The 19725-nt window shown below is 67.1% G+C and carries 17 protein-coding genes and 1 pseudogene; 17 read left to right on the top strand and 1 reads right to left on the bottom strand.

Features of this window, described 5'->3' with window-relative positions; all coding sequences use genetic code 11:
- Nucleotides 1–121 precede the first annotated feature (121 nt).
- The 11 genes and pseudogenes from ACR4XJ_RS01280 to ACR4XJ_RS01230 all read left to right on the top strand — a co-directional run bounded on the left by ACR4XJ_RS01280 (nt 122) and on the right by ACR4XJ_RS01230 (nt 10328).
- Complete coding sequence (locus ACR4XJ_RS01280; RefSeq protein ID WP_434753502.1) at nt 122–592, top strand: hypothetical protein; 471 nt, start codon at nt 122–124, stop codon at nt 590–592.
- Nucleotides 576–2354: pseudogene (gene mrdA / locus ACR4XJ_RS01275) on the top strand (penicillin-binding protein 2); the annotation flags it as partial. The gene ACR4XJ_RS01280 and the pseudogene mrdA, both read left to right, overlap by 17 nt.
- 440 nt (nt 2355–2794) lie before the next feature.
- Entirely contained in the window at nt 2795–3910 is a 1116-nt protein-coding gene (gene rodA / locus ACR4XJ_RS01270; RefSeq protein WP_434753501.1) for a rod shape-determining protein RodA, read from the top strand.
- Between the two features lie 59 nt (nt 3911–3969).
- On the top strand, nt 3970–4311 hold the full coding sequence (locus ACR4XJ_RS01265; RefSeq protein WP_434753500.1) for a bactofilin family protein: 342 nt from the start codon (nt 3970–3972) through the stop codon (nt 4309–4311).
- A gap of 186 nt (nt 4312–4497) precedes the next feature.
- Nucleotides 4498–4914, top strand: coding sequence for an ATP synthase F0 subunit B (locus ACR4XJ_RS01260; protein WP_333504938.1), 417 nt, complete (start codon nt 4498–4500; stop codon nt 4912–4914).
- Nucleotides 4915–4953: 39 nt separating this feature from the next.
- On the top strand, nt 4954–5523 hold the full coding sequence (locus tag ACR4XJ_RS01255; protein WP_434753499.1) for a F0F1 ATP synthase subunit B family protein: 570 nt from the start codon (nt 4954–4956) through the stop codon (nt 5521–5523).
- A complete protein-coding gene (atpH, locus tag ACR4XJ_RS01250) occupies nt 5520–6071 on the top strand; it encodes an ATP synthase F1 subunit delta (RefSeq protein WP_434753498.1) in 552 nt (183 codons plus the stop codon). Before ACR4XJ_RS01255 ends, atpH begins: the two co-directional genes overlap by 4 nt.
- Nucleotides 6072–6075: 4 nt before the next feature.
- A complete protein-coding gene (gene atpA, locus ACR4XJ_RS01245) occupies nt 6076–7584 on the top strand; it encodes a F0F1 ATP synthase subunit alpha (protein WP_434753497.1) in 1509 nt (502 codons plus the stop codon).
- A gap of 14 nt (nt 7585–7598) precedes the next feature.
- Nucleotides 7599–8480 (top strand): F0F1 ATP synthase subunit gamma, encoded by an 882-nt coding sequence (locus ACR4XJ_RS01240; protein ID WP_434753496.1) that lies wholly within the window; start codon nt 7599–7601, stop codon nt 8478–8480.
- A 17-nt stretch (nt 8481–8497) separates the two neighbouring features.
- Nucleotides 8498–9913, top strand: coding sequence for a F0F1 ATP synthase subunit beta (atpD, locus tag ACR4XJ_RS01235; protein WP_434753495.1), 1416 nt, complete (start codon nt 8498–8500; stop codon nt 9911–9913).
- Nucleotides 9914–9923: 10 nt separating this feature from the next.
- Nucleotides 9924–10328 (top strand): F0F1 ATP synthase subunit epsilon, encoded by a 405-nt coding sequence (locus ACR4XJ_RS01230; RefSeq protein ID WP_333504933.1) that lies wholly within the window; start codon nt 9924–9926, stop codon nt 10326–10328.
- A 108-nt stretch (nt 10329–10436) separates the two neighbouring features.
- Here the strand turns inward: ACR4XJ_RS01230 and ACR4XJ_RS01225 are convergent, their stop codons facing one another.
- Entirely contained in the window at nt 10437–10673 is a 237-nt protein-coding gene (locus tag ACR4XJ_RS01225; RefSeq protein WP_434753494.1) for a hypothetical protein, read from the bottom strand.
- Nucleotides 10674–11236: 563 nt separating this feature from the next.
- Between ACR4XJ_RS01225 and ACR4XJ_RS01220 the strand changes: the two genes are divergently transcribed.
- The 6 genes from ACR4XJ_RS01220 to mnmA all read left to right on the top strand — a co-directional run bounded on the left by ACR4XJ_RS01220 (nt 11237) and on the right by mnmA (nt 19701).
- Nucleotides 11237–11584 carry a DVU0772 family protein gene (locus ACR4XJ_RS01220; protein WP_434753493.1) on the top strand — a complete coding sequence of 116 codons (348 nt, stop codon included), beginning with the start codon at nt 11237–11239 and terminating at the stop codon, nt 11582–11584.
- 432 nt (nt 11585–12016) lie between these two features.
- Nucleotides 12017–13930: a molecular chaperone DnaK gene (gene dnaK, locus ACR4XJ_RS01215; RefSeq protein ID WP_434753492.1), complete on the top strand. Its 1914-nt coding sequence runs from the start codon at nt 12017–12019 to the stop codon at nt 13928–13930.
- Nucleotides 13931–14252: 322 nt separating this feature from the next.
- Nucleotides 14253–16271 (top strand): penicillin-binding protein activator, encoded by a 2019-nt coding sequence (locus ACR4XJ_RS01210; RefSeq protein WP_434753491.1) that lies wholly within the window; start codon nt 14253–14255, stop codon nt 16269–16271.
- A 24-nt stretch (nt 16272–16295) separates the two neighbouring features.
- A complete protein-coding gene (gatC, locus tag ACR4XJ_RS01205) occupies nt 16296–16583 on the top strand; it encodes an Asp-tRNA(Asn)/Glu-tRNA(Gln) amidotransferase subunit GatC (RefSeq protein WP_434753490.1) in 288 nt (95 codons plus the stop codon).
- A 499-nt stretch (nt 16584–17082) separates the two neighbouring features.
- A complete protein-coding gene (gene gatA / locus ACR4XJ_RS01200) occupies nt 17083–18612 on the top strand; it encodes an Asp-tRNA(Asn)/Glu-tRNA(Gln) amidotransferase subunit GatA (RefSeq protein WP_434753489.1) in 1530 nt (509 codons plus the stop codon).
- A 45-nt stretch (nt 18613–18657) separates the two neighbouring features.
- Nucleotides 18658–19701 (top strand): tRNA 2-thiouridine(34) synthase MnmA, encoded by a 1044-nt coding sequence (gene mnmA / locus ACR4XJ_RS01195; RefSeq protein WP_434753488.1) that lies wholly within the window; start codon nt 18658–18660, stop codon nt 19699–19701.
- Nucleotides 19702–19725 lie beyond the last annotated feature (24 nt).

The raw sequence follows: 19725 nt of genomic DNA, 5'->3' as shown, positions 1-19725 counted from the left end.
ATCGCGCGCTCCGGCGCGCGGCGCGCAACGCAACCCAGGCCCGTCCAACCAGTCCAACCAGTCCGGCCCGGTCCCGTCCGGTCCCGTCCGGGCGCAACCACCAAGCCATGCCGGAACGTCCATGAATTTCAGCAACCTCGTCTGGTGGGCCTGCTTCATCGTCGCGGGGGTGTGGCTCCAGCAGGGGCTGCCCGGCGTCGACGTGCTGGTGGCGGGCCTGCTGGTGTCGTTGCAGGAGCGGCGCCACTACCAGACCTTCTGGCTGCTGCTGGTGCTGCTGCTGGTGCAGGAGGGGGCGGGCACGCTGGCCTTCGGCTCCACGGTCCTGTGGTACGGCGTGCTGGTGGTCTTCTTCAACGTGGGGCGCTGGCTGTTCGAGGCGGAAAACCTGGCCTTCGTGGTGCTGCTCAGTCTTGGCCTTGGCGCATGCCACTTCCTGTTCACCCTGATGATGGCGTCCCTGCAACAACTGGACATCCCGCAGGACAGGCTGCTCCTGGAAAGCGTGTGGCAGGCCTGCGTCGTTCCCCCGGCCTGGTGGCTGACCCATATCGTGCGCCGGAGATGCATGGGCGATGCGTATACAGTTTGAGCCGGAAGGCTTCCAGCCGCCCCGCGCGGGCCTGATACTGCTTCAGTGCATCGTGGCGGGGCTGTTCTTCCTGTTCGTGGTGCGCTTCTGGTACCTGCAGATCCACCGGGGCGAGGAATTCGCCCGCCTGGCGCGCGAGAACCGGCTGCGCCAGGAACGCATCTACGCCTCGCGCGGGCTGCTGCGCGACCGCGACGGCCGCCTGCTGGCCGAGAACCGCCCCGCCTTCGGCCTTGCCCTGGTCCGCGAAGACTGCCGCGACATCCCCTCCACCCTGGCCCAGGTCAGCGAGTGGACGGGCATCCCCCTCGAACAGCTCACCGCCAAGTTCAACCAGGACCGCCAGCGGGTGAAGCCCTTCGAACACCTGCTGCTCATTTCCGACATGCCCTTCGACCTGCTGGCGCGCATCGAGAACCGCGTGCTGCAATGGCCGGGGCTGGAGATCGTCACCCGGTCCAAGCGCAACTACCCGCAGGGCGAGCTGATGGCCCACATCCTGGGGTACGTGGCCGAAGCCAACGAAAAGGAACTGGAGGACGACAAGGACCTGAACCTCGGCGACTTCGTGGGCAAGCAGGGGCTGGAACTGGTGCTGGAACGCCGCCTGCGCGGCCAGAAGGGCCTGCATCAGCTGGAAGTGGACGTGCTGGGCCGCCAGTTGAACAAGAAGCTGGTGCAGGAACCGGTGAGCGGCGAGAACATCGACCTCGCCATCGACCTCGAACTGCAACAGGTGGCCTGGGAGGCGCTGGAGGACGAGACCGGCTGCGTGGTGGCCATGGACCCCGACACCGGCAAGCTGCTGGCCCTGGTCACCAAGCCTTCGTTCGACAACAACGCCTTTGCCGCCGGGCTTTCGCTGAAGGAATGGACGGCCCTGCGCGACAACCCCCGCCACCCCCTGCAGAACCGCGTCATCCAGAGCGTGTACCCGCCCGGTTCGGTGTGGAAGCTGATGATGGCGGGCATGCTGCTGAACGAGGGTGTGAACCCCGCCGACTCGGTGTGGTGCACGGGCGAGGTGGCCCTGGGCAAGCAGGTGTTCCGCTGCTGGAAGAAGGGCGGCCACGGCCGCGTGGACATGATGCGCTCGCTCATCGAGTCGTGCGACGTGTACTACTACCAGATGAGCGACCGGTTCGGCATCGACAAGATCGAAGCCTTCGCCAAGGCCTGCGGCTTCGGCGCGCCCACGGGCATCGACCTGCCGCACGAAAAGTCGGGCCTGGTGCCCTCCAAGGCGTGGAAGCGCCGCCGCTTCGGCGAGCCGTGGCACCGGGGCGAAACGCTGAACGTCTCCATCGGCCAGGGCTTCACGCTGGTCACGCCGGTGCAGGTGGCGGCCTTCGTCTCCGCCCTGATGAACGGCGGCAAGCTGCTGAAGCCCAGCCTGCTGGCCGACGAGGACCCCACGGTGCGGTCCTCGCTGCCGTTCACCGCCTCCGGCCGCAAGATGATCCTCGACGGCATGCGCCTGACCGTCAACGACGACCGGGGCACCGCCAAGGTGCTGCGGCGGCCCGATGTGGTCATGGGCGGCAAGACCGGCACGGCGCAGGTCACCAAGCTGAAGATGGTGGGCGAGCAGCGCGTGCGCACCGAAGACCTGGCCTACGAGCACCGCGACCACGCCTGGATCGCCACCTGGGGCGAGAAGGCGGGCAAGCGGCTGGTGGTGGTGGTCATGGTGGAACACGGCGGCCACGGCGGCTCCGACGCGGGGCCCGTGGCGCGCCGGGTGTACGACAGGTTCTTCGGCCCGCCGCCGGGCGCCGCGCCGCTGGTTCCCGCCGGACAGACCGCTCCGGCCGCCCCGGCAACTCCGGGCGTGGCCGCCCCCGGCCAGCCCGCGCAGCCCATGCAGCAGATGCAGCCCGGCCCGGCCCCCCGTCCCGCCGCCCCGGCCGCGCAGGAGCAGCCGGACCGGCAGGATATGCAGGACCGGCCAGACAGGCCAGACAGGCAGGAAGAAGGACTGCGCACCGTGCCCACGGGCCGTTCGGCGCGGCCCGCCGGACGCGACCGCGCGGCGGGCAGGGGGGCCGAGGCCAGCGAGGTCGAGGACGCGCGCGAGGGCCAGCACCGCTACGACCCCGACACCTTCGACCCCGACGCGGACTCGCCGGACGGGCGGGGCGGCGACGACGGCGTGGTGCCGCCGCTGCGCCGCTTCCAGAACGTGGCCCCGGAGGACGGACAATGAGCCCCATCGACCGACGACTGATCACCCACATGAACTGGGGCCTGGTGGCCTTCACCGCGCTGCTGTTCCTGGCCGGGGTGGCCAACCTGTACTCGGCCAGCGGCGTGCGCATGGAAGACGGCATCGTGGTCTCCACGTTCTACCAGAAGCAGCTGCTGTGGGGGCTGATGGGGCTTGGCGGCATGGTCTTCTTCATGCTGTTCGACTACCGGCACATGAAAAGCCTGGCCCTGCCGCTGTTCATCGTCACCATGATCCTGCTGGCCGCCATCCCGGTGTTCGGCAAGGTGGTGTACGGCGCGCGGCGCTGGCTGCCGTTGGGGTTCATGAACCTGCAACCCAGCGAGGTGGCCAAGATCGCCATCCTGATCATGGGGGCGCGCTTCCTGTCGCGCAGCCGCGAGCCGCTGGGCTGGAAGGGGCTGTTCGAGGTGCTGGCGCTGGGCGCCCTGCCCGCCGGGTTCATCGTCATGCAGCCCGACCTTGGCACCACGCTGCTGCTGCTGATGCTGCTGGGCGGCATCACCCTGTTCCACGGGGTGAGGCCGGGCGTGCTGAAGACCTGCCTGGTGGTGGTGCCCTCCATGCTGCCGCTGGCCTGGTTCCGCCTGCACGACTACCAGAAGCAGCGCATCATGACCTTCCTCGACCCCGGCAACGACCCGCTGGGCGCGGGCTACCACATCATCCAGTCGCAGATCGCCATCGGTTCCGGGCAGCTGTGGGGCAAGGGCTTTCTGGGCGGCACCCAGAGCCAGCTGCGCTTCCTGCCGGAAAAGCACACCGACTTCGCCCTGGCCGTGTTCGGCGAGGAATGGGGCTTCATCGGCTGCGTGCTGCTGGTGGTGATGTTCTGCCTGTTCCTGCTCAGCATCTTCAACACCGCCCGCGACGCCAAGGACCGCTTCGGCAGCTACCTGACGGTGGGGGTGTTCTTCTATTTCTTCTGGCAGATATTGATCAACATGGGCATGGTCATGGGGCTCATGCCGGTGGTGGGGGTGCCCCTGCCGTTCATCAGCTACGGGGGCAGCGCAACCCTGGTCAATTTCTGCCTGATTGGGCTCGTGCTCAATGTCTCCATGCGCCGGTTCATGTTCAAGACATCGTGATTACTGAAAATACAAAGCTGCAAAGCGTTGCACTTTCGCTCACAAAGGAGGCGACACACATGGCAAGGGACGAGATAAACGCCTTCCTCGGCGCGGGCACCGTGTACCAGGGCCAGCTGAGTTTCCAGGGGGCGGTGCGCATAGACGGCAACTTCGTGGGCGAGGTGCATTCAGAGGGCACGCTCATCGTGGGCAAGGACGCCAACGTGGACGGGCAGGTGCGCGTGGGACAGCTGATCCTGTCCGGCCGCGTCACCGGCGAGGTGACGGCCCAGCGCAAGGTCATCCTGCACCGCACCGGCAACCTCAACGGCAACCTTTCCACCCCCGTGCTGGTCATGGAGGAGGGCGCCGTCATCGAAGGCCGCATCACCATGCAGCCCGCCGAAAAGACGGAGTAAACGCCGCCCCTTCACATGCCCTTCCAGGCCGCCTTCGGGCGGCTTTTTCATTTGTATCGCAATGACGGCGGGTTGGGGTCCAGAAGACTGTTTGCAAAGGAAAAAAGACTTTGACACCCGGGTTGTAATCAGCTAAATCCAACCCGACTTTGAGCTTAAATTCACAACCTCACCAAGGGAGCAGGCATGATCGATCTGAACATCACCTTCTTCTTCCAGTTGGTGAACTTCCTTGTGACGCTGGTTGTCCTGAATGCCATCCTCATCCGGCCGGTGCGGGATATCATCAGACAGCGGCGTGACAAGATGTCCGGTCTTCTCGGCGAATCGGAGCAGTTCGCCGGTCAGGCCGACGCCAAGCTGAAGAATTACGAGGCCACCCTTGTCAAGGCCCGCGCCGAAGCCACGGCCGAGCGCGACAAGGCCCGCGCCGAGGGCGTGGCCCGGGAGCAGGTGATCCTGGCCGACGCCGGCAGGCAGGCCCAGGACTACCTGGAAAAGTCCCGGCAGGAGGTGGCCGCCCAGGTGAAGACCGCCATGGACACCCTGAAGGGGCAGGTCGACGCGCTGGCCGCCAAGGCTACCGCCAAGGTGCTGGGCTAAGACACCACGTCAGTGCGCAACAGCAAGGAGGGATCGGCGTTGAAAGGGCTGAAACACAGTGCAGCGGCGCTCGGACTGGTGCTTGTCACCGCCGGCGTGGCGCTGGCCTCCGAGGGCGGGGGCGAGCACCATGCCGACTGGGGCAACTTCGCCTTCCGTGTCGCCAACTTCGTCATCTTCATCGGCATCATCTACTGGGCCGCGGGCAAGAAGATTGTGGGCTTCTTCTCCGGCCGCAGGAAGGGCATCGAGCAGGAACTGAACGACCTTGAAAGCCGCAAGGCCGAGGCCGCCAAGAACCTGGCCGACGTCGAGCGCCGCATCGCCAACCTGGAGCAGGAGCGGCAGGGCATCCTGGCCGAATACCGCGCCCAGGGCGAAGCCATGCAGGCCGCCATCATCGAGAAGGCGGAAAAGACCGCCTCCCAGATCACCGAGCAGGCCGCGCGCACGGCCGAGAACGAGATCAAGCAGGCCATGGAGACCATGCGCGCCGAGATGGCCGACCAGATCATCGCCGCCGCCGAAAAGATGCTTCAGGAAAAGCTCACTGGTGAGGAGCACGAGAAGCTCATCGACAAATACTTAACGAAGGTGGTGCTCAATTGACCGGCAACATCGTAGCTCGCAGATACGCCCGTGCGCTTTTCGCGCTGGGCGCGAAATCGGGCGTCGGTGAGCTCGATAAGCTCGGCAGCGACCTTGCCGCGCTTGCCGGGGCTCTCGACGCGGCGCCCGAACTTGGCCGCATCTTCCGCAATCCCATCATCACCGCCGATGAGAAGCGGAACGTGATCCTGAAACTGGTCGAGAAGTACGGCGTCAGCGCCACCGTCCGCAATTTCTGTCTGCTGCTGACGGACAAGGGGCGCCTGGACTGCCTTTCCGACATACAGGCCTTCTACGGCGTTCTCCTCGACGCCGAAAAGGGCGTCATCCGCGGCGAGCTGATGACGGCCGTTGAACTTGCGGAAGCAAAGCGCGCACAGGTCAAGGCGGCTCTTGAACAGCAGGCCGGACGCAAGCTGGAACTCACCTTCAGCGTGAACAAGGACATCCTTGGCGGCGTCGTGCTGAAGGTCGGCGACCGGGTGCTGGATGCCAGTCTGCGCGCGCAGTTAGGTATCCTCAAAGACAACATCAAGAGGGGTGAGTAGGGCTATGCAGATCAAAGCCGAAGAAATCAGCAAGATCATCGAAGAGCAGATCCAAAGCTATGAGCAGCGGGTCGAGATGAGCGAAACCGGCACCGTCCTTTCGGTCGGTGACGGCATTGCGCGCGTCTACGGCGTCCGTAACGCCATGGCCATGGAACTGCTCGAGTTCCCCGGCGGTCTCATGGGCATGGTGCTGAACCTTGAAGAGGACAACGTGGGTGTTGCTCTTCTGGGTGAAGACACAGGCATCAAGGAAGGCGACCCGGTCAAGCGTACCGGCAAGATCTTCTCGGTTCCCGTGGGTGACGAGGTCATGGGCCGCGTGCTCAACCCCCTCGGCCAGCCCATTGACGGCCTGGGCCCGCTGGAAGCCAAGGAGTTCCGCCCCGTGGAACTGAAGGCGCCCGGCATCATCGCCCGCAAGTCGGTGCACCAGCCCATGCCCACCGGCATCAAGGCCATCGACGCCATGACGCCCATCGGCCGCGGCCAGCGCGAACTGATCATCGGCGACCGCCAGACCGGCAAGACCGCCGTGTGCATCGACGCCATCCTGGCCCAGCGCGATACCGGCATCCGCTGCTTCTACGTGGCCATCGGCCAGAAGAAGGCGACGGTTGCCCTGGTGGCCGACACCCTGCGCAAGCACGGCGCCATGGAATACACCACCATCATCTCCGCCACCGCGTCGGAACCCGCGCCGTTGCAGTTCATCTCGGCGTACTCCGGCTGCACCATGGCCGAGTTCTACCGCGACAAGGGCGACCACGCCCTGATCATCTACGACGACCTGTCCAAGCAGGCCGTGGCCTACCGCCAGATGTCGCTGCTGCTCCGCCGTCCTCCGGGGCGCGAAGCCTACCCCGGCGACGTGTTCTACCTGCACTCGCGCCTGCTGGAACGCGCGGCCAAGGTCAACGATTCGCTGGGCGCCGGTTCGCTGACCGCCCTGCCGATCATCGAAACCCAGGCCGGCGACGTGTCCGCGTACATCCCGACCAACGTTATCTCCATCACCGACGGTCAGGTGTACCTGGAACCCAACCTGTTCAACGCGGGCATCCGCCCCGCTATCAACGTCGGTCTGTCGGTGTCCCGAGTGGGCGGCGCCGCGCAGATCAAGGCGATGAAGCAGGTTGCCGGCACCATGCGTCTGGACCTTGCCCAGTACCGCGAACTGGCCGCCTTCGCGCAGTTCGGTTCCGACCTCGACAAGGCCACCAAGCAGAAGCTCGACCGTGGCGCGCGCCTGGTGGAACTGCTGAAGCAGCCCCAGTACCAGCCCATGCCCGTCGAACAGCAGGTCGCCTCCATGTACGCCGCCACCCGCGGCCTGATGGACGACGTGCCCGTGCTGACCATTCGCAAGTTCGAAGCCGAGATGCTCGACTTCCTCAAGAACTCGAAGGCCGACATCCTGAACGACATCAAGACCAAGAAGGCTCTCGACGCGGACATCGAAGACCGCCTGAAGGCAGCTGTTGCCGAGTTCAAAAAGGGCTTCCAAGCCTAGGCGGGAGGTAACCGATGCCTTCTTTGAAAGACGTCAAGGTCAAGATCGCCGGGGTCAAGAAGACCAAGCAGATCACCAAGGCCATGAACATGGTGGCCTCGGCGAAGCTGCGCGGTGCCCAGCAGCGCATAGAACGGTTCCGCCCCTACGCGGCCAAGTTCTATGACATGCTGGGGGACCTGGCGAGCAAGGCGGACAGCTCCGTCCACCCGCTTCTGGAAGTGCGCGAGGAAATCAAGACGTGTGGGATCGTCCTCGCCACCTCCGACCGCGGGCTGTGCGGCAGCTTCAACTCCAACCTCATCACCACCGCCCTGAAGCTGGCCGCCAAGAAGGCCGCGGAAGGCAAGAAGGTCAAGTTCTACTGCGTGGGCAAGAAAGGCCGCGACGCGGCCCGCAAGACCGACCACGAGGTCGCCATGGCGCTTGCCGACCAGATGGGCAGCTTCGACTTCCAGCTCGCCAACCGGATCGGGCTCGACGTCATCAATGCCTACCTGACGCGTGAACTGGACGAAGTGATCATGGTCTACGGCGAGTTCGTGAGCATGGCCAGGCAGTTGCCCATCGCGCTGCCCATCCTGCCCATCGCTCCCAAGGAAGAGGAGGCCGCCCCGGCTGCCCCCGCCTCCAACAAGGAGTACATCTACGAACCCGCCGTGGAGGGCCTGCTGGCCGAACTGCTGCCCCGCTTCATCAAGGTGCAGCTGTATCGCGGCCTGCTCGACACCTCCGCCAGCGAGCATGCGGCGCGCATGGCCGCCATGGATAACGCCACGCGCAGCTGCGACGACATGATCGGTTCCCTGACGCTGCTCTACAACAAGACGCGGCAGGCTTCGATCACGCGCGACCTCATGGACATCGTCGGTGGCGCCGAGGCGCTGAAAGGCTAATAAGGGAGCGTACACACATGAGTGCTAACATTGGCAAGATCGTTCAGGTCATCGGCGCCGTCGTGGACGTCGAGTTCCCGAGCGGCAACCTGCCGAACATCTTGAGCGCGTTGGACATCAAGAACCCCAACAACAGCGACGCGCCCCAGCTGGTCTGCGAAGTTGCCCAGCACCTCGGCGACAACGTCGTCCGCACCATCGCCATGGACGCGACCGAAGGTCTCGTGCGCGGCATGGAAGCGGTGGACACCGGCAAGCCCATCATGGTGCCTGTCGGCAAGGCGTCGCTTGGTCGCATCATGAACGTGGTGGGCCGTCCCGTTGACGAAATGGGCCCCATCGATACCGACAAATACCTGCCCATTCACCGTCCGGCGCCGGAGTTCACCGAGCAGAACACCAAGGTCGAACTGCTCGAAACCGGCATCAAGGTCGTGGACCTGCTCATCCCGTTCCCCAAGGGCGGCAAGATGGGCCTGTTCGGCGGCGCGGGCGTGGGCAAGACCGTTATCCTCATGGAAATGATCAACAACATCGCGAAGCAGCACGGCGGCATCTCCGTGTTCGCGGGTGTTGGCGAGCGTACCCGTGAAGGGAACGACCTGTACCACGAAATGAAGGACGCCGGCGTTCTGGAGAAGGCCGCGCTTATCTACGGCCAGATGAACGAACCGCCAGGAGCCCGCGCCCGCGTGGCCCTGACCGCCCTCGCCTGCGCGGAATACTTCCGCGACATCGAGAACCAGGACGTGCTGCTGTTCATCGACAACATCTTCCGCTTCACCCAGGCGGGTTCGGAAGTGTCGGCGCTGCTCGGCCGCATGCCCTCGGCGGTGGGTTACCAGCCCACCCTGGGCACCGACCTTGGCGGCCTGCAGGAACGCATCACCTCCACGGTCAAGGGCTCGATCACCTCGGTCCAGGCCGTGTACGTGCCCGCGGACGACCTTACCGACCCCGCGCCTGCCACCACCTTCTCGCACCTTGACGGTACGCTGGTGCTTTCGCGTCAGATCGCGGAACTCGGCATCTACCCCGCGGTGGACCCGCTCGACTCCACGTCGCGCATCCTCGACCCCAACGTGGTCGGCACCGAGCACTACTCGGTGGCCCGCTCGGTCCAGCAGGTGCTCCAGAAGTACAAGGACCTGCAGGACATCATCGCCATCCTCGGCATGGACGAACTGTCGGACGAAGACAAGATGACCGTCGCCCGCGCGCGCCGCATCCAGCGCTTCCTGTCGCAGCCGTTCCACGTGGCCGAAACCTTCACCGGCACGCCCGGCGTGTACGTGAAGCTGGAAGACACCATCAAGGCGTTCCGGGGCATCCTGAACGGTGACTACGACCACCTGGCGGAAGGCGACTTCTACATGGTGGGCGGCATCGAGACGGCCCTCGAAAAGTACAAGAAGCGCCAGGAGCAGCAATAAGGAGTGACCCATGGAAAAGTCGCTCCATCTCGAAATCGTCACGCCTGACAGGCTCGTGCTCAGCGAGAAGGTCGACTATGTGGGCGCGCCCGGCTACGAGGGCGAATTCGGCATCCTGCCGAACCACATTCCCTTCCTCTCCGCGCTGAACATCGGCAGCCTGTACTACAAGGCTGGCGGCAAGACGCACTGGATCTTCGTGTCCGGCGGTTTTGCCGAGGTTTCGGACAACAAGGTGACCGTGCTGGCCGAATCGGCGGAACGCGCAGAGGACATCGACCTCGAACGCGCCCGCAAGGCCAAGGAACGCGCCGAGCAGCGCCTGGCCCAGGCCAAGGAAAAGCTCGACGGCGCACGGGCCCAGGCAGCCCTGCAACGCGCCCTGGCGCGCATGAGGGTGCGCGGCGCGGCCTAGCCCGCCGCACACGCCCGGTCCCAAGACGACATGAGACGGCCCGGAGGGAAACCTCCGGGCCGTTTGCGTTGCGTGTGGTTGCGGCGGGGCGGGCCCCGCGCGTCAGGGCTACCCCAGGGCCTTGGCGGCGATGGAGCGGAATAGCTTCAGGCTGTGCGGCTCGTTGCGGAATTCCGCCGAGGGCACCTTGGCCACGCCGTCGCCGTAGCGCTTGTACGCGGCGGCGGCCTTTCCTGCCGAAATGTTCTTGCCGCCGGGGCAGACCACGTTGCCCGAGGGGCTCATGGCGCAGCCCATGGCGGTGGCGGTCTGCATGAACTTGTGGGCGAATTCTTCCGGTTTCATGTATCCTCCCAGGTCGCGGTGTTGCGAGAAGGGCCCGCCGCCGGACCCGCGCGCAGGCTGGCAGCAGGGCGGGCGGCAACGGGCGGAACCATGTCCGAACTATGTGGGAAAGGCCGGGCATGGCCCCAAGCTTTCCCACCGTCACCATAAAGACACACCGGACACCAACCGTCAAGCCGACGATGCCCGGCATGAGCCTGCGATGCGGGAGGGGGGGGGAGTGGCATGGCCGACAGGCGTGCCGGAAATTTTCCGGAAACACGTTGACACGGTAATGGTAATTGTTACTGTGTAGTCGAGTGGTGCTTCCTCAGCCACACTCTCTCTCCTTCACATTGGCGACGGTTCACCTGCGGGCCGGGAGTGGCAGCCCGGCCCGCTCAGGTGACCGGATGCCCGCAGGGGGGGAGGCAGCCACGCGGAATTTCGACGCCCCGGCGGCATGCAGGCCGTCAACGAGATGTTTTACGCAACAGGCGGCGCGCAGGCCATCAGCGAGATATTTTACGCAACAGCGGCGTGCAGGCCACTTGGCACGCGAACCCACACGGCGGGAGTGAACGATGCAAGACCTGAAGACGCTCGGCCACATGGATATCGACTGGAACCTCAGCCCCGAGCACGCGGTGACCATGTACCTCGAGTGGGGCAACAACAACTGGCATTCGGAATACCCCCCGGTGCGCTCCAAGGACGACGTATCCACCTATTTCGTGGTGGACACCTGGGGCTCGCGCCCGGTGGTGCGCCTGGTGCGCCGCAATTCCGAGGCGGCGGAGGACATCTACAGCGCCCCGCTGCCCGAACGGCTGGCCAACCGTTTTCTGGCCGAGTTCGGCGACCTGCGCGGCATCTACGAGCCCACCCCCGAGATCAAGGAGTGGTTGCGGCACGAGATGGGCCTCGCATAGGCACCCGGCCGTTGCGTCCGTGAGAGGCCGCGCCCGCAGGCCGGGCAAGGTGTCCGGAACCGTCCGCAATCTGTCCTGACTCCAGATTTTCTCCTTCCTCCAACCATCGCAGCTATGGCAAGGATCCCCCTTCGGCCCCGGCATTGTGCCGGGGCCGTCGGTGTTTCGGGGGGCGGCCTCGTCCCGCCCGCGCGCCGCCATGCGCATTTCCCGCCCCGCAACCCCGCGCCAACCTCGCGCCAACCTCGCGTGGACCCCGCACGAACCGGGCCGGTGCACATCCTTGCACGAAAAATTGGCCTTCCCCTCTTTACGACGGGCAACCCCGCCTTACTATTCACACCAGCCAGCGCCGGAACGGCTCGCACCGGGACGGCGGCCAGCGCAAGATCATTCCGCGATGCGTTCGCGTACCCTTTGAGGAGGAAGACAATGGGCAAGATCATCGGCATCGACCTCGGGACCACCAACTCCTGCGTCTACGTGATGGAGGGCAAGGATCCCAAGTGCATCACCAACCCCGAAGGCGGGCGCACCACGCCCTCCATCGTGGCCTTCACCGACAAGGAGCGCCTTGTCGGCGACATCGCCAAGCGCCAGGCCGTCACCAACCCCGAGCGCACGGTGTTCGCCGTCAAGCGCCTGATGGGCCGCAAGGGCGACGCCCCCGAAGTGAACAACTGGAAGACCCACAGCCCCTACCGCATCGTGGCCGGGGCCAACGGCGACGCCGCCGTCGAGGTGCAGGGCCGCCAGTACTCCGCCGCCGAGATTTCGGCCATGATCCTCGGCAAGCTGAAGGCCGACGCGGAAGCCTACCTTGGCGAAACCGTGACCGACGCGGTCATCACCGTGCCCGCCTACTTCAACGACGCCCAGCGCCAGGCCACCAAGGACGCGGGCCGCATCGCGGGCCTTGACGTCAAGCGCATCATCAACGAACCCACCGCCGCCTCACTGGCCTACGGCTTCGACAAGAAGGCCAACGAGAAGATCGCGGTGTTCGACCTTGGCGGCGGCACGTTCGACATTTCCATCCTCGAGGTGGGCGACAACGTCGTGGAAGTGCGCGCCACCAACGGCGACACCTTCCTGGGCGGCGAAGACTTCGACCAGCGGGTCATCAACTACCTTGTGGAAGAGTTCCGCCGCGAGAACGGCGTCGACCTCTCCAAGGACCGCATGGCCCTGCAACGCCTGAAGGAAGCGGCGGAAAAGGCCAAGAAGGACCTTTCCACCTCCATGGAGACGGAAATCAACCTGCCCTTCATCACCGCCGACCAGAACGGTCCCAAGCACCTGATGATGAAGCTTTCGCGCGCCAAGCTCGAAAAGCTGGTGGAAGACCTGGTGGACCGCACCATCGAGCCGTGTCGCAAGGCCCTGGCCGACGCCGGCCTTTCCGCCGCGCAGATCGACGAGGTGGTGCTGGTGGGCGGCATGACCCGCATGCCGCTGGTGCAGAAGAAGGTGGGCGAGTTCTTCGGCAAGGAGCCCAACCGCTCGGTGAACCCCGACGAAGTGGTTGCCATGGGCGCGGCCATCCAGGGCGGCATCCTGGCGGGCGACGTGAAGGACGTGCTGCTGCTGGACGTGACCCCGCTCTCGCTGGGCATCGAGACCCTGGGCGGCGTGTTCACCCGGCTCATCGACCGCAACACCACCATCCCCACCCGCAAGAGCCAGACCTTCACCACGGCGGCGGACAACCAGCCCTCGGTGTCCATCCACGTGTTGCAGGGCGAACGTCCCATGGCCGGTGACAACATGACCCTGGGCCGCTTCGAGCTGACCGGCATTCCCCCGGCCATGCGCGGCACCCCGCAGGTGGAGGTCACCTTCGACATCGACGCCAACGGCATCGTCAACGTGTCGGCCAAGGACCTGGGCACCGGCAAGGAACAGTCCATCCGCATCACCGCCTCGTCCGGCCTGTCGGAGAGCGAGATCCAGCGCCTGATCAAGGAAGCGGAGTCGCACGCCGACGAGGACAAGAAGAAGCAGGAACTCATCGAGGCCCGCAACCAGGCCGACGGCCTGATCTACGGCACCGAAAAGTCCATCGCCGACCTCGGCGACAAGCTGGACGCCGCCACCAAGGCCGACATCGAGGGCAAGATCGAAGCCCTGAAGAAGGTCATGGACGGCTCCGACGCGGACGCCATCAAGTCCGCCTCGGAAGAACTGTCGCGCGCCTCGCACAAGCTGGCCGAACAGCTGTACCAGCAGAGCCAGCAGGGCCAGCCCGGCGCCGGTCCGGAAGCCGGTCCCGAGGCCGGTCACGCCGGTTCCGCCAAGGGCGACGACGACGTGGTGGACGCCGACTACACCGAAGTGAAGAAGTAATCCGCCGTCCCTGGCCGCCCGCGCGCATGGCGGGGGCAAGGATGGAATGTCACGGGGCGCGTCGCGCGTCCGGCCGGTCCCAGGGGGCAAGGCCGGGCGCAGGGCGCGCCCCGCTTGCATTCCGGGGCCACAATGTATAGCCTGACGCGATTCGCCGCAGGGCATGCCAAGGCACGTCCGCCCGTTTCGCGGCACCGGGTTCCGCCCCTGCGCCGGTTTCCGCCTTCGGCGCGTTTTCCGCGCGGCAACCCCGTACGGCAGGTCCGCGCGGGCCACCCGGCAACCAACGGTCCACCCCATGGTGCACACCACGGTACCCACGATGCAGCACGTTCTTTCGCGCGCCACGGTCCTGGCCCTGCTCGCGCTCATGATGCTTTCCGCCGCCGGGTGCGGCGGCAAGCGGTCCATCATCATTCCGCAGGAACCGGTCACCCCGCAGGCCCAGCAGCCGGTGCGGCGCTCCGTGCTGGACGAGGGCAACGAGGCCCTCGCGCGCGGCGACGCGGCCACGGCCGAACGCATCTTCGGCATGATGACCGCGCGCACCGACATCACGCCCGAGGAGCGCCTGGGCGCGTGGCGCGGCTACAGCATCGCGGCCGAGGCCAACGCCCACCCCAACCTGGCCCTGGACGGCCTGGAGGCGTGGCGCAGGCTGGACCCCGCCGCCGACGCCGGGCAGGAATGGCAGGACACCTGGTACCGCGCCATGACCCGCATTTCCAGAAACGAAAGCCGCCAGCGCGCCAGCGGGGTGTTCGGCGACCAGGCGCGTCCGTGGGGCCTGCGCGCGCAGGCCGGGCTCATCGTGGCCACCCGGCAGTGGGAAGGGGGCGACATTCCCGGCTCGCTCCAGACCCTGTCCAGCCTGTGGTCCCAAGCGGGCGCGCAGGGCGGGGGCGGCGCGGGCAGCCAGTCCTTCCGCGCCGCGCTGGAAAACCGCCTGCTCGACGAACTGAAGCGCGCCGACCAGGCCACGGTGGACAATCTGGCCGCCAGCGTGACCCCGGAAAACGAGGGCCGCTACCCGTACAACATTATCGAACTGGAGTCGGCCCGGCGCATGGCCGCCGCCAACGCCGGTTCGCTGCGCGCGCTGGAAACCCTCACCCGGTTGCAGCGCAGCGGCAACTTCAACGATCCCAACCTGCTCGGCGGGGTGCTGACGCCGCTGGAGCAGGGCGGCATGCGCGCCTCGCGCACCGTGGCCCTGGCCCTGCCCATGACCGGCGCCTTCGGCAACATCGGCTGGAAGATCTCGCGCGGGGCGGGCGCGGCCCAGTGGGAGCTTTCGCGCACCGGCGTGGAGGTCGAGGTGGTGGTGCTGAACACCGAATCGCCCGACTGGCTGGACAAGCTGGCCGCCCTGCCGCCCCAATGCATGGTGGTGGGCGGGCCGCTGCGCACCAACAACTTCAATGCCGCCAGGGAACGCGGCCTGACCGGCCAGCGCGCCTTCTTCACCTTTCTGCCGCAGCTTGACGGCAGCGACGAGGGCCGTGTGGCGTGGCGCTTCTTCACCAGCCCCGACGATCAGGTCGACGCGCTGCTGAACTTCACCCGGGACAACCTGGGCGTGACCAGCTACGGCGTGCTGCACCCGGACGACGCCTTCGGCGGCAGAATGGCCTCGCTCTTCGCCGAGCGGGCCCGCGCGCGCGGCGGCAGCGTGGCCTCCACCATGTCCTACCCGGCGAGCAGGCACCAGGAATGGAACCGTATCGCGGGCAGCTTCGTGAAGGTGCGCACCGTCAACAGTTATCCCGTGCCCGCCGTCACCTTCGAAGCCACCTTCCTGCCCGACGGCTGGAAGAACACCGAGATGTTGGTGCCCAACCTGTTCTTCCACGGCGAGGACCGGCAGGTGCTGCTGGGCACCACCCTGTGGGAGCAGGGGCTGGCCGGGCAGAAGGGCGTGGACGTGCGCAACTTCGGCCTGGCCGTGTTTCCCGGCGCGTGGAACGGCGCGCAGTCCTCGCCCGCGGGCGACGCCCTGGCGCGCACCCTGCGCGAGGCGGGCAACCCCGACGCCCCCGACTTCTGGGTGGGGCTGGGCTACGACTTCGTGCGCTTCGCCACCACCCTGGGCCTGCCGGAAACAGGCTGGACCCCGGAGGAGGTGAACCGCCGCCTGGCCGACGCCCAGCGCATGCAGTGGGCCATGGGCGCCCTGCACTGGTCCGCCGACGGCCGCGCCTCGCAGGACCTGTTCCTGTTCACGCCCGCGTCCGACGGGTTCAGGCCCGTGGAGCCCACGGAGTTCCGCCAGAAGCTGGAACGCACCCGCGAACGCCACGAGGCGCGGGCCAAGGCCGCCGCCACCGCCACCCCGCAATAATCCGTACGTCATACAGGACCGATCATGACCACCATCAGCACCGATCAGGTGGCCGCCATCGCGCGGCTGGCCCGGCTGGCCCCGGACGAGGCCCGGCTTGAAATTTTCGCCCGGCAGTTCGGCGACATCCTGGGCTACATGGAGATGCTCAACGGCCTCGACACCACCGGCGTCGAGCCATTGTACAGCCCCGTGGAGCACGCCACGGCCCTGCGTCCCGACGAGGCCGCCCCGCGCTGCACGCGCGAGGACGTGCTGCGCAATGCGCCGGAGGCTGACCACGAATTTTTCATTGTCCCTCGGATCGTGTGACGAGGTGCGGGGATTCCGCGCCGTGGCGGCGTCAGACTTCCTTTCCGGGGCTTGAAATACGAGAAGAGTATTCCTGCGCCCCGGAAAGATCGCCTTCCTTGCCACGACACGGACTTCCCGCACCTGACGCGCGGAGGCGCGCAGGGGAGTGGGGAGAAAAAAATACCTCCCGCCCTGAACCGAAAATCCGCCGCGCTGGTCGTGCCGACGCGACGGGAAAGGTAGAAAGGCAGAGCGGCGATGCACCTGGCGCGCGGAGGTGCGACGGGGGAAGGCAGGAAGAGAGGGTATCCGCCTGACGCGCGGAGGCGCGTGGCGCGGTTACCGATGCCTGTCTGGCCCGGTGGCAGGCAATGCAGGGGGACCGGGGGAACATGTTCCCCCGGCGGGGTTCGGGGCGGAGCCCCGATTCCTGACCCTCCTCTCGTGCAGATATTTTCCGGAGAGTTCACAGACAAGGCCCCGCCAAGCCGGCGGCATGCACAGCCAAGGATAGCAGATGTCCGATACGTCCACCGCAATCGTTTCCCTGTCGCTGGCCGAAGTGCGCGACCGGCTGGCCCGGCGCGAACTGACGGCGGAGCAGGTCACCGCCGCGTGTCTTGACCGCATAACGGCCACCGAGCCCGCCATCGCCGCGCTGCTCACCAACCGGGGCGAGGTTGCCCTGGCCGAGGCCCGCGCGCTGGACGCGGCCGGGCCGGACCCGGCAAAGCCGTTGTGGGGCGTGCCGCTGACGGTCAAGGACGCCCTGACCACGGCGGGCACCCGCACCACCTGCGGCTCGCGCATCCTGGGCGAGTTCACCCCGCACTACGACGCCTTTGCCGTGGCCCGGCTGCGCGAGGCCGGTGCGGTGATCCTGGGCAAGACCAACATGGACGAATTCGCCATGGGCTCGTCCACCGAAAATTCCGCCTTCGGCCCCACCCGCAACCCGTGGAACGCGGCCCGCGTGCCGGGCGGCTCCAGCGGCGGTTCCGCCGCCAGCGTGGCGGCCGGGCAGTGTTTCGGGTCCCTCGGCACCGATACCGGCGGCTCCATCCGCCAGCCCGCCTCGCTGTGCGGCTGCGTGGGGCTGAAGCCGACATACGGAAGGGTATCGCGCTTCGGGCTGGTGGCCTACGGTTCGTCGCTGGACCAGATCGGCCCGCTGACCCGCACCGTGGAGGATGCGGCCCTGCTGCTGTCGGTCATCGCCGGGCACGACCCGCGCGACGCCACCAGCGCCGACCTGCCTGTGGACGACTACCTGGGCGCGCTGGCCGCCCGCAAGGACCTGTCCGGGGTGCGCATCGGCGTGCCGCGCGAATTCCGGGGCGAGGGCATCGACCCCGAGGTGTCCGCCGCCTGCGAAGGCGCGCTGGACACGGCGAAGGCGCTCGGGGCCAGCATCGTGGACGTGGAACTGCCGCACACCCCTTACAGCATTGCGGCGTACTACATCATCGCCCCGGCCGAGGCGAGCTCCAACCTGGCCCGCTTCGACGGGGTGCGCTACGGCCGCCGGGCGGAGTCCCCGCGCGACCTGGCCGACCTGTACGTGCGCTCGCGCGCGGAGGGATTCGGCGACGAGGTGCAGCGGCGCATCATGCTGGGCACCTACGTGCTGTCGTCCGGCTACTACGACGCCTACTACCGCAAGGCCGCGCAGGTGCGCCGCCTGATCCGCGAGGACTACGGGAAGGCCCTTGCCCGGTGCGACGTGCTGTGCGGCCCGGCCTCGCCGGTGACGGCGTGGGGCCTTGGGGAACTGACCAGCGACCCGCTGAAGATGTACATGATGGACGTGTTCACCCTGTCGCTGAACCTGGCGGGCCTGCCGGGCCTGTGCATCCCCGTGGGCATGGGCGGCCGTTCCGGCATGCCCGTGGGCTTGCAGATGCTGGGCCGCGCCTTTGGCGAGGGCGACCTGCTGGCCGCCGCCAACGTGCTGTCCGGCGCGCTGGGCGTGCCGGGCGTGGCCCCCGCCGCGTCCCCCGATGCGTCCCCTGTCGCGTCCTCTGCATCTGGCGGGGGCGGCGCGTAAGCGCGTCCGGATGACCGCACCCCGTACCACGGCAGCCCGCGCAGCATGAAGATCGCCGTCGCACTCAGCGGAGGCACCGACAGCCTGTTCGCGCTCCTGCTCCTGCTGGAGCAGGGGCAGGACGTGTTCGGCCTGCACGCGCGCTTCCTGCCTCAGCAGCCCGGCAAGCCGGACCCGGCCGAGGCCATCGGCACCCTGTGCGCCCGCCTTGGGGTGGACTTTCACGCCGTGGACCTGGCCGACGCCTTCGAGGAGGCCGTGGTGGCCCCGTTCATCGAGGAATACGTGGTGGGGCGCACGCCCAACCCCTGCGCCCGGTGCAACGCCACCATGAAGTTCGGCCTGCTGCTGGACGCCGCGCGCCGCCTTGGCGCGGCCCGCCTGGCAACCGGGCATTACGTGCGCCAGTTGCGCCACCCGGAATGGGGCATGACCCTGCAACGGGGAACCGACCCGGCCAAGGATCAGAGCTATTTCCTGTCGCTGGTGGCCCGCGCCCGGCTGGAGCAGGCCGTGTTCCCGCTGGGCAACTGGCGCAAGGAACAGGTGAAGGCCGAACTGGCGAAACGGAACATCGTTCCGCCGCTGCCGTCGGAAAGCCAGGAAATCTGCTTCGTGCCCGGCGACGACTACCGCGCCTTCCTGCGCCACCGGCAGGCGCGCCTGCCCGGCCCCGGCCCCATCGTGACCGTGCGCGGCCGCAAGATCGGCAGCCACCGGGGGTTGTGGCAGTACACCGAGGGCCAGCGGCGGGGCCTGGGCATCGCCTGGGACGAGCCGCTGTACGTGGTGGCCAAGGACATGGAGAACAACGTGCTGCTGGTGGGCGGGCGCGAACACCTGGCCGCGCGCGGCTGCCTGGCCGAGGACGTGAACCTGCTGGTGGACCCGTCCGACTGGCCCGCCGAGATCAGCGTGCGCACCCGCTACCGCCAGGCCCCGCAGCCCGCGCGGGTGACCGTGGGCGACACCGGCATGGCCGTGCGCTTCCGCGAGCCGCAAACCCCGCCCGCGCGCGGGCAGGTGGCGGCGGTGTACGATGCCGAAGGCCATGTGCTGGCCGGGGGCGTCATCCTGGGGCCGGTGTAGGCCCCGGACTCCTTGCGGCCGTGG

Origin of the sequence: Nitratidesulfovibrio sp. D1 (assembly GCF_051133415.1) — a bacterium.
In the GTDB taxonomy this organism is placed as follows: domain Bacteria; phylum Desulfobacterota; class Desulfovibrionia; order Desulfovibrionales; family Desulfovibrionaceae; genus Cupidesulfovibrio.
The sequence above is the reverse complement of the archived record's forward strand: the minus strand, read 5'-3'. Positions and strand labels throughout refer to the sequence as shown.

Excerpts from the sequence above, each read along its gene's own strand:
- ACR4XJ_RS01280 (WP_434753502.1), top strand. The coding sequence starts at position 122 with ATGAATTTCAGCAACCTCGTCTGGTGGGCCTGCTTCATCGTCGCGGGG.
- rodA (WP_434753501.1), top strand. The coding sequence starts at position 2,795 with ATGAGCCCCATCGACCGACGACTGATCACCCACATGAACTGGGGCCTG.
- ACR4XJ_RS01265 (WP_434753500.1), top strand. The coding sequence starts at position 3,970 with ATGGCAAGGGACGAGATAAACGCCTTCCTCGGCGCGGGCACCGTGTAC.
- ACR4XJ_RS01260 (WP_333504938.1), top strand. The coding sequence starts at position 4,498 with ATGATCGATCTGAACATCACCTTCTTCTTCCAGTTGGTGAACTTCCTT.
- atpA (WP_434753497.1), top strand. The coding sequence starts at position 6,076 with ATGCAGATCAAAGCCGAAGAAATCAGCAAGATCATCGAAGAGCAGATC.
- ACR4XJ_RS01240 (WP_434753496.1), top strand. The coding sequence starts at position 7,599 with ATGCCTTCTTTGAAAGACGTCAAGGTCAAGATCGCCGGGGTCAAGAAG.
- atpD (WP_434753495.1), top strand. The coding sequence starts at position 8,498 with ATGAGTGCTAACATTGGCAAGATCGTTCAGGTCATCGGCGCCGTCGTG.
- ACR4XJ_RS01230 (WP_333504933.1), top strand. The coding sequence starts at position 9,924 with ATGGAAAAGTCGCTCCATCTCGAAATCGTCACGCCTGACAGGCTCGTG.
- ACR4XJ_RS01225 (WP_434753494.1), bottom strand. The coding sequence starts at position 10,673 with ATGAAACCGGAAGAATTCGCCCACAAGTTCATGCAGACCGCCACCGCC.
- ACR4XJ_RS01220 (WP_434753493.1), top strand. The coding sequence starts at position 11,237 with ATGCAAGACCTGAAGACGCTCGGCCACATGGATATCGACTGGAACCTC.
- dnaK (WP_434753492.1), top strand. The coding sequence starts at position 12,017 with ATGGGCAAGATCATCGGCATCGACCTCGGGACCACCAACTCCTGCGTC.
- ACR4XJ_RS01210 (WP_434753491.1), top strand. The coding sequence starts at position 14,253 with ATGCAGCACGTTCTTTCGCGCGCCACGGTCCTGGCCCTGCTCGCGCTC.
- gatC (WP_434753490.1), top strand. The coding sequence starts at position 16,296 with ATGACCACCATCAGCACCGATCAGGTGGCCGCCATCGCGCGGCTGGCC.
- gatA (WP_434753489.1), top strand. The coding sequence starts at position 17,083 with ATGTCCGATACGTCCACCGCAATCGTTTCCCTGTCGCTGGCCGAAGTG.
- mnmA (WP_434753488.1), top strand. The coding sequence starts at position 18,658 with ATGAAGATCGCCGTCGCACTCAGCGGAGGCACCGACAGCCTGTTCGCG.